General features: G+C 43.9%; 9 protein-coding genes and 2 pseudogenes. 3 read left to right on the top strand and 8 right to left on the bottom strand.

Annotation, left to right across the window (positions count from 1 at the left end; all coding sequences use genetic code 11):
• Together L5M17_RS08285 and L5M17_RS08280 are read right to left on the bottom strand one after the other, a co-directional pair.
• Nucleotides 1-131 (bottom strand): annotated as a pseudogene (locus L5M17_RS08285) (IS4 family transposase); the annotation flags it as partial.
• A 519-nt stretch (nt 132-650) separates the two neighbouring features.
• The gene (locus tag L5M17_RS08280; protein WP_263146597.1) at nt 651-1,211 is read right to left on the bottom strand and encodes a DUF2726 domain-containing protein; all 561 of its coding nucleotides are present in this window, start codon (nt 1,209-1,211) and stop codon (nt 651-653) included.
• Between the two features lie 328 nt (nt 1,212-1,539).
• Here L5M17_RS08280 and L5M17_RS08270 point away from each other — a divergent pair, with 328 nt between their 5' ends.
• Nucleotides 1,540-2,355: a substrate-binding periplasmic protein gene (locus L5M17_RS08270; RefSeq protein ID WP_263146595.1), complete on the top strand. Its 816-nt coding sequence runs from the start codon at nt 1,540-1,542 to the stop codon at nt 2,353-2,355.
• 61 nt (nt 2,356-2,416) lie between these two features.
• Here the strand turns inward: L5M17_RS08270 and L5M17_RS08265 are convergent.
• The 4 genes and pseudogenes from L5M17_RS08265 to L5M17_RS08250 form a co-directional block, all read right to left on the bottom strand.
• Nucleotides 2,417-2,485: pseudogene (locus L5M17_RS08265) on the bottom strand (DUF3297 domain-containing protein); the annotation flags it as partial.
• Nucleotides 2,486-2,514: 29 nt separating this feature from the next.
• The gene (locus L5M17_RS08260; protein ID WP_263146593.1) at nt 2,515-3,045 is read right to left on the bottom strand and encodes an SMI1/KNR4 family protein; all 531 of its coding nucleotides are present in this window, start codon (nt 3,043-3,045) and stop codon (nt 2,515-2,517) included.
• A 388-nt stretch (nt 3,046-3,433) separates the two neighbouring features.
• A complete protein-coding gene (locus L5M17_RS08255) occupies nt 3,434-3,679 on the bottom strand; it encodes a DUF3297 family protein (protein WP_006080205.1) in 246 nt (81 codons plus the stop codon).
• A 137-nt stretch (nt 3,680-3,816) separates the two neighbouring features.
• Entirely contained in the window at nt 3,817-4,440 is a 624-nt protein-coding gene (locus L5M17_RS08250; protein ID WP_131523768.1) for a short chain dehydrogenase, read from the bottom strand.
• Between the two features lie 99 nt (nt 4,441-4,539).
• Between L5M17_RS08250 and L5M17_RS08245 the strand changes: the two genes are divergently transcribed.
• Both L5M17_RS08245 and L5M17_RS08240 read left to right on the top strand, forming a co-directional pair.
• Nucleotides 4,540-5,427, top strand: coding sequence for a LysR family transcriptional regulator (locus L5M17_RS08245; RefSeq protein ID WP_263146589.1), 888 nt, complete (start codon nt 4,540-4,542; stop codon nt 5,425-5,427).
• A gap of 166 nt (nt 5,428-5,593) precedes the next feature.
• On the top strand, nt 5,594-5,995 hold the full coding sequence (locus L5M17_RS08240) for a ribosome recycling factor family protein (RefSeq protein ID WP_263146586.1): 402 nt from the start codon (nt 5,594-5,596) through the stop codon (nt 5,993-5,995).
• A gap of 31 nt (nt 5,996-6,026) precedes the next feature.
• On the opposite strand, the gene L5M17_RS08235 is transcribed toward L5M17_RS08240, so the two are convergent.
• Together L5M17_RS08235 and L5M17_RS08230 are read right to left on the bottom strand one after the other, a co-directional pair.
• Nucleotides 6,027-6,206, bottom strand: a complete 180-nt coding sequence (locus tag L5M17_RS08235; RefSeq protein WP_261273491.1) for a DUF6435 family protein — start codon at nt 6,204-6,206, stop codon at nt 6,027-6,029.
• 234 nt (nt 6,207-6,440) lie between these two features.
• Complete coding sequence (locus L5M17_RS08230) at nt 6,441-8,105, bottom strand: methyl-accepting chemotaxis protein (RefSeq protein WP_263146578.1); 1,665 nt, start codon at nt 8,103-8,105, stop codon at nt 6,441-6,443.
• Nucleotides 8,106-8,139 lie beyond the last annotated feature (34 nt).

Raw genomic sequence — 8,139 nt, 5'->3', positions numbered from 1 at the left:
AACTCAGTCAAGGTCAGTGTCTTACATTCAATCAGTGCCTTAGAGGCCAGCATCAAGCTGTTTAATCGTTTTAGGTGAAGTTCTGGGCAGTATTGGTGTAAAGAATGTTGTAGGATATTGGCTTCGCGCATCTTGTTGTCCAAGTGTAGTTTTTAGCGAAACCATTTGATCATGCAACAAGATGCGCTTCCACCCTAATTTGATGATTTATTTGTAAATCATCAGGGGATTCTTCAGTGCTTTACCTCCATGAGTAAATTGAGTCAGTTATAATTTAAGCCAGTAAAGCCACATCTTTTTGCATTTTTTAGCACCGCTTTTAAATTGCCCGAATAATGCTGATACTTTGAACTGTGGTGAAATCATGTTACTTGACGTGTTGCTCGCCGAGTAGAATGAGCTGCTAAGTAGTATTAGCTAGCTTATGCTTTGTTTTATTGAAGAAATTGCTCGCAAGGCCAATCGTGAAGACAAGTATTAAAGGTGCGTTTGGGGAAGGCCGCTTTAAATCTCAAGCGCTGTTAGACGAGTAAGCGCTGCCCGCTTACATGATGTACATGAATTCAAAAAGCAGCATAAGGGTAAAAAATCGAGTCAAGCTTAACATCCTCAAACTTAGGATATGTAGTGTTCATGGATTTAGTTTATGTTTAGTCCGCGGTCAGTTTGAGTGGCGACTCTTCAGCTGCGTGAGTTTTTGCTGGTAAGGCTGCATGTATAGTGCTGCGAATAAGCTCTAGCTGATAGCTGCGTTTGGCATCGAAGCGGATTAATGGCAGTTTGGCGCTTTCGCAGGCTTGCTCGATGAGGAGGTCGCGTTGCTGAGTACGTGTTTGCTTATGGCTTTTATCGTCGAGTTCGATGGCGGCGATAACTTCAAGTGTATTTTTGTCGCAGAGTAAGTAATCGAAGTGCTTGGCTGAAATTCTATTAAAGGCAATTTGCCAGTGTTTGCGGTTCATGCCTTTTTCTGGGGTGATAACGTCGGCGATACGCACTTTGCCCAGTATTCGGAATTGTTCGCCTACAGCTTGATCTAATATCCCGAGAAAGGATCGTTCAGCACTGGAAAATAGGGCGTCTTGTTTACGGTAGCGATAGTTATTATCTGATGATGGGATAAGCAGATTAGTGAAAATGCGTAAGAGTAGCGGCACGAAAATGATAATCGCCAAACCCAGCCCGATAAGTATTAATTGATTCGAATTCATCATTACATCCTTGTTTAGTATTGTCATTGTAACTTGCTAAGTACATATCCGTTAGCTGCTAGTACTTTTATGCCAAAAATAATGAGTCTTTGAGTGTAGTGGTCACATCTTGTTAGCCACTACATCAACAGTCGTACCGATATTATCAGTACGCATACATCTTAACGATAAAACGCATCAACTGTGCCTTTTACTGCGAGTAAAAGAGGTTGGCCGCGACGGTCTAAGGATTCATTATGGATGGCCATTTATTTTAATGTTTTATGCACTTTAGTTTTCGATTTTTTGAGTTATGCTAAATGCAACATATAAATTTGCGGGTATCTCTATGTATTTTAAAAGTATCCTTGTTTCGTTGCCTTCTGTTTACGCAATTTTGTGTGTACTTGGTTGTGGTTTTTTCGCGGGCATCATTGTCGCCGCTGAGGTGCAATCGGCTACTTTTTCTAACGTGTTGCGTGCCGATTTTCGGCATCGTCCTCCTGAGATGGTGCTTGATGAGCGAACTAATACTATGACGAGTCCGTTAAAGGATATTCTTGAGGAAGCGGCGGCTAAGGTCGGTTATCGCGTCGAATGGAGCGCGCGTCCTTTTGCTCGCAGCATTCATGAGTTGCGGGTAGGCACGGTCGACATTGTGCCGCGCACGATACGAGACGAAGAGCGAGAGGCATTTGTACGGTTTCTTGGTCCTATCGGCACTCAGACTCGCGATATTTTGTTTCTCGTAAAAGCCGGCGAGGAAGGACGGATTAAGTCCTATGAGGATTTGTATCAGGTTACTGTAGGGGTTAAACGGGGCACAGTTTATTTTGAGCGTTTTAATATGGATCCCGCGCTACGTAAAATTGAGTCTACCGATGATGAAAACATGGCTCGCATGTTTATCATGGGGCGTTTTGACACTATGGTGGTGCTCGATCGTGCCGCCATTGAGAATGCCTTCAAGCAGCTCGGTTACGATCGTTTCAGCTATGCCGATTACCGTCAGTCGAATCGGATCGAACATTATTTTGGTATGTCCCGTAACTCTACCCATGCTGCTATTTTCGATGAACTTAATCGGGCGCTGCTTGATATGGCTGCATCGGGCCGTGTAAAACAGATTTACCAGGCCTATGGTTTAGCCGCAGAAGTAGAATAGGCAAACAAAAACGGCCAATATTAATTGGCCGTTGTTATGATCCTGCTCTTTGCGCTAAAGCTTAACGATAAAAGGCTTCAACTGTGCCTTTTACTGTGAGCAAAAGAGGTTGGCCGCGACGGTCCAATAATTCATTATGGATGGCCATTTATTTTTTGTTTAAATTTTTTCAAAGGTAACATTTTTAGGAGGGAAACTATTAGGTAATGATCCTGATCTTATTTTTCTTAACAATAAACCAGTCAATAGAGAGGTTATATTTTCATCAAAATATTCTACATCTGGCGATCTAGATGCGATTATTGCAGTGCCCCATGTCTCACTGTCTTTCAGATCGGAAACAACCCAAAATATGCAATCACCATTATCCGTTACGCCTATTGGTAAAAGGCCATTAATTTCTGGATAGAGGTTATATTTAAAATACTCTGGGTCTTCATTATTAAGGTAATTGAAATCCTCAATGATTGATTTCTTCTGCTCAAAAAAATCAAGGTCACAATTCGTAGTAAATGGATTGAATATCGCTATAAAATCGGCAATTCTTCCTGTGCCATAACGATTAATAAACGCAATATAATCCCTGGGAAAACTAAGACCTTCATCTATAGAAGGCCAAACGTTACCAATCCCAGATTCATTAGGGAAGTTAGGGGGAGTTAAAATGCTATTTAATACAGATAGGGTCATGATCTACATTCCACGAGGATTAAGAAGAGTAATGCTTTCAAAGAAACCACCACTACCTTGAGCATTCACTGTTATACCTGCCGGTATTCTGGAAGGACCTTTATATATTGGAGTTACCGAGACATCAACTATTTCTCCTCTCTCTCTAACGCTTTTCTCTAGCGAATCCCCAAATAAACTTAATGATATTCAAATAAGTAGGCATGCATAATGCTATTTGATTTAATCCATTTCGCCAAAAACCGACTAGATAGCTGTTCCGAATAGTCGTTCACTGCACTGGTGCAGTTTCAGCAAGTAGTATTGAATTAGTATCATTTGCTGCTGGGCAAACAAAAACGGCCAATTAGATTGGCCGTTTTTATGATCCAGCTCTTTGCGCTAAAGCTTAACGATAAAAGGCTTCAACTGTGCCTTTTACTGTGAGCAAAAGAGGTTGGCCACGACGGTCTAAGGATTTGCTTGGTACTTTTACCCAACCTTCACTGATGCAATATTCTTCGACATCAAAACGCTCTTTGCCGTTGAGCTTAATACCGATATCGTGCTCGAAAATTTCTGCCACATGGTGTGGGCTGCGTGGGTTAACGGAAAGGCGATCCGGTAAAGCAGGTAATGATGTTGTGTCGGTCATGGTCGTGATCTGTCGTTGTCTATAGTGAAAAAGCGTGCGCTATTGTAGGCAATCCCAGCGCAACGCTCAAGACTTTAACTGTGACTGATTACGCGCCTTGCGTTACAAGGTTAGGTTGTCCTGTTAGGACGCTGCTGTTAGGACACTGTGCCGCAGCTGGAAAAGGCTTTCAGCACTCGGCCATTTTCTCTGCCCATGACTGAGCGCAAATAAACCTTGGCTAATGTGTCGGCATTGATTGCACTAAAACCGGGAAAATAGTCCTGATAGCTCGCTAATGACTCGCTTAATACCGTTGGGCTGACAATGTTTATCCGCTGCTGCGCAGGTAATTCACCCGCGACGGCGGTAACAAAATGCTCAAGTGCGCCATTGATTGTGGCGGCACTGATGCCATCTTTTACTGGGACATCGGCAATAATGCCACTGGTCAGTGTAAAACTGCCCCCAGCGTTGAGGTATTGGCTACCTATTTGCACTAACTGTATTTGCCCCAATAACTTACTTTGGAGCCCTGTGTACCAGTCTGCTTGAGTCATAGCGTTGAACGGTTTAAACACGACATCACCCATGGCCGAAATCATTGCATCGACTTTACCGATTTTTTCTAGCCCTTGATGGAGTGAATGTTCATCCCGAATGTCTATCAGGACATCCCCCGTTGTTCGCCCTACCTGAATAACTTCATGCTGAGTTGAATGAAATAAGCGGACTATGGCTTGTCCGATTGTGCCTGATGCACCCACTACGACTATTTTCATGACATGCTCCTAAATTGAATACGAATTGAGGATAGTCTGGTTAATTAAATAGAAAAAGCGCATATAATCACCACATTGTTTCGTTAATAGGCTTAATTGATGAATCTCACTCATCTGCAGTCATTTATGCTGGTTGCCAAAATGCACAGTTTTAGCGCTGCGTCTGAACAACTCGGGGCTTCTAAAGGTTTAGTATCGCGGCATGTTAAATCCCTTGAAGATGAAATGGGTTGTCAATTACTCCACCGAACCACTCGGCGAGTATCAATGACCGAAGCAGGGCAAGCGTTATATGGTAAAGCCTGCGAAATCGAGAGGCTGGCCAATGAAGCTGGACGTTTAGTGCAGGATTTAACGCAGGACTCCTGTGGTACTTTAAAATTCACCGCTCCAACGGAACTGGGCAAAAAATTGCTGAGTCCTATGCTGCTTCAGTTTATTGCTGAGTATCCTCAAGTGAAACTCGAACTGTGTTTTGAGCAGAATATTCAAGATGTTGAGTTCGGCAAGTTTGATCTCGCCTTAAGAACAAGCATTGCGCACAGCGATAATCTGATCGCCAGATATCTTGGCAGAATTCGTCATGTCTTAGTGGTTGCGCCCGCACATTCCGCAGCCGCAGAAGTTCGTCACCCTGATGATTTACGCCATTATCGTCTATTGTCTTCGGGCGAAACACAGTGGGTGTTTGAACCACTCGCAGGGGACAGTCTCACATTCACTTTTGAGCCTGCACTGTGCAGTTCAAACTATGCCACTACACATCTTCTTACTTTGAGTGGTACAGGTATCGCTAGCCTGCCTTATTATTTGGTAGAGGAGGATATCGTTCAGCACAAACTCACTTTGCTCGTTCCCCAATGGCAATGCTATCCACATGAGTTGTATATGGTTTATGCCAAGCAGAGCCATTACCCAAAGAAGCTGCGCGATTTACAACATAAGCTACAAACTTGGTGCGAAACTCACTCAAAATATGTGGGTTAATGAGTAAAAGCATAATCGCATCAAATCTTATCCGGCGGAGGGCGGAGCTTTTAGAATAAAGTGAGGCAGAGTACACTGCCGCGCATTGAATTTTTGTATTTGAATGTAAAGTCGAGCAGGCTTTTACCCATGCAGGCATAAAAAGAGCGGCGATTAACCAAGCGTTATGAACGACGACATTAGTATCTCGCTGCCCTCGCTGATTCATCGAATTGGGCGGGAGGCGGTTAAACAAGCTCAAGCGATTGCAGCCCAATATGATTGCGAGCTTAAGCGTGTGCGGCGTTCAAGGAATTGGTGCATTGTTGGCGCGGCGCTCAAGATCCAATCCTGCACCGCCCATTTACAAGCCGAGCAGCTACTGATGGCCGATGGAGCATTTCGTTATCTTATTCAAAAGCTTGAGTCAGCTTTACTGCAGCATGCAGACAAACTTGAACCATTAGACGCTAAGTTGATTCGGTTTATCACAGACAATCCTGCGATCACTTTAGGTGAGTTGATGCAACTGACCCAATGTACTATCACAGAAGCCAGATTGGCACGTTTTCAAGCCGACTCTTGGTAGTTTGCTTGCTTCGCGTTCTCACTATGCGCCTCTATTGCTGGGCTGCTTTTTCTAGCACTTTTATTTGATTTTCGATTTGCTCGGCTTCAGCGGTCAGCATTGAGTAGGACCGAATATCGCCTTTTCTCTGGGCATGCATCGCTTGTTCAAGCTTGGCATTGTATTGCTGAGTTAACTTTTTTAAAGGGTTTTTCTTAAAGATTGAAAACATGGTCATTTCTACTGAGTTGAGTATTTGGGTTGTATACGTAGGTAAGCGGATTTAAGTTTTACTTTTTGAAATTAAAAGTAGCGCCTTCAATTCTTAATCCACAACTCTCAAACCACAAACCACAAACCACAATCTACAGCCATCGGCCTCAGCAAGGCTGAGACCTTATCTTACATTTTCAGCAAACCAATGGGTTGCTATGTCTTATTTAGCTTACAACCCATTGAAAATATTTTAAATCTTAAACTGACCGACGAGTTTACCTAAGTTAATTCCTTCCTGCGACACGGTCTGGCTGACTCTGGCAGCATCTTCGCTGGAATGGAGTAACTCATTCACAATCTCTTGGATGGCGAACACATTACGGTTGATTTCTTCGGTCACAGAGCTTTGTTCCGTGGCCGCCGTTGCAATTTGGGTGCTCATGTCGTTAATTGCCGTGACCGCCGATGTCACTGAGCCTAGGCTTTCAGAAATTGCACGGGAAGAGTCTACCGAGCGCACGCAGCTTTGCTGACTTTCTTCCATCGTTTTTACTGCCAGTGCGACAAGCTTGTGCAATTCAGATAGCATCTCATTGATTTCTAAAGTGCTTGATTGCGTTCGGCTCGCTAAGTTACGCACTTCATCGGCCACCACGGCAAAGCCTCGGCCCTGTTCTCCGGCGCGGGCCGCTTCGATGGCGGCATTTAATGCCAATAGGTTAGTTTGCTCAGCAATACCGCCAATCACTGACAGCACGTTGTTGATTTTTTTAGACTGTTCGCTCAGGGATTGAATACTGCCCGCCGCATTGTTGATTTGCGCCATGAGTGCCGAAATTTCTTCTAAAGAAGCATCGACGCAGCGCTGAGCATTGGCTACATCGCCAGTGGCAGCATGGGTCGCTTCGGCCACTTGCGTGGTATTTTGCGCTACTTCGCTGGCGGTGGCTGACATTTCAGTGATGGCGGTAACCACTTGATCAGTTTCATTGTTATGGCTGATGAGTTGGCTCGACATGACTTTGGTTTGATCGTGAATCGCGTTGGCGGCGGTTTTAACTTTAGCCGTCGCGTTTGCCACATCGCCTATGATGGTTTGGAGTTTATCGACAAACAGGTTAAAGGATTGGCCGAGTTGTGCAATTTCATCTTCACCTTTCACAATAAGACGTTTGGTTAAATCGCCTTCGCCTTTAGCTATATCGTTTAAGTTATTCGCCATATTTTTAATTGGCGCGACCATACGTTGGGCGGTGATCAGAATAACAGCGACAGTAATCGCGGCGAGTAACAGCGCAATTAACAGAATGGCATAGGATTTTTCGATCATCTGCTCAGTGACCGTCGCACGATAATCCTCAACGACAGTGTCGATATCATCGATATAGACTCCCGTGCCTAGCATCCAGTCTGTGCCAGGGATCATCATGGAGTAACCGATTTTTTCAATTTGCTCATTGGTATTGGGTTTTTGAAAGTAGAACGAGAAGTTACCGTCACCTTTTTTAGCGGCATCGAGTAAACCGACAATGATTTTAGTGCCGCGGGGATCTGTCATATCAATTTTATTTTGCCCTTCGAGGTTGGGCATGACGGCATGGAACAGGTTTTTACCTTGGGAGTCGTAAATAAAGAAGTAACCAGAACTGCCAAAACGGATATCACGTAGCGCTTGGTTTACATTGCCATTTTCTTTTAAAGACAACTGATACTGCACTATTCCTGCGGCAATTTCGGTGGCTTCTTTTATTTGTGTTTTACGTTCACCGATGAGCTTAGTTCTAAAGGTCGTCACCTCATCTGCAAGGGCGTCTTTTTCGACATAGTAAGAAACTGTCATGAGTACGAACAAAGTAAAAATTAAAGGGAATAACGACAACAGCAGTAATTTATTACGTAGGCTGAAATTAGACATGCTTGACGACTCCATGATGAACATCTCTTTTATT

This window comes from Shewanella sp. SW24, from assembly GCF_025653395.1.
Classification (GTDB): domain Bacteria; phylum Pseudomonadota; class Gammaproteobacteria; order Enterobacterales; family Shewanellaceae; genus Shewanella; species Shewanella oncorhynchi.
The sequence above is the reverse complement of the archived record's forward strand: the minus strand, read 5'-3'. Positions and strand labels throughout refer to the sequence as shown.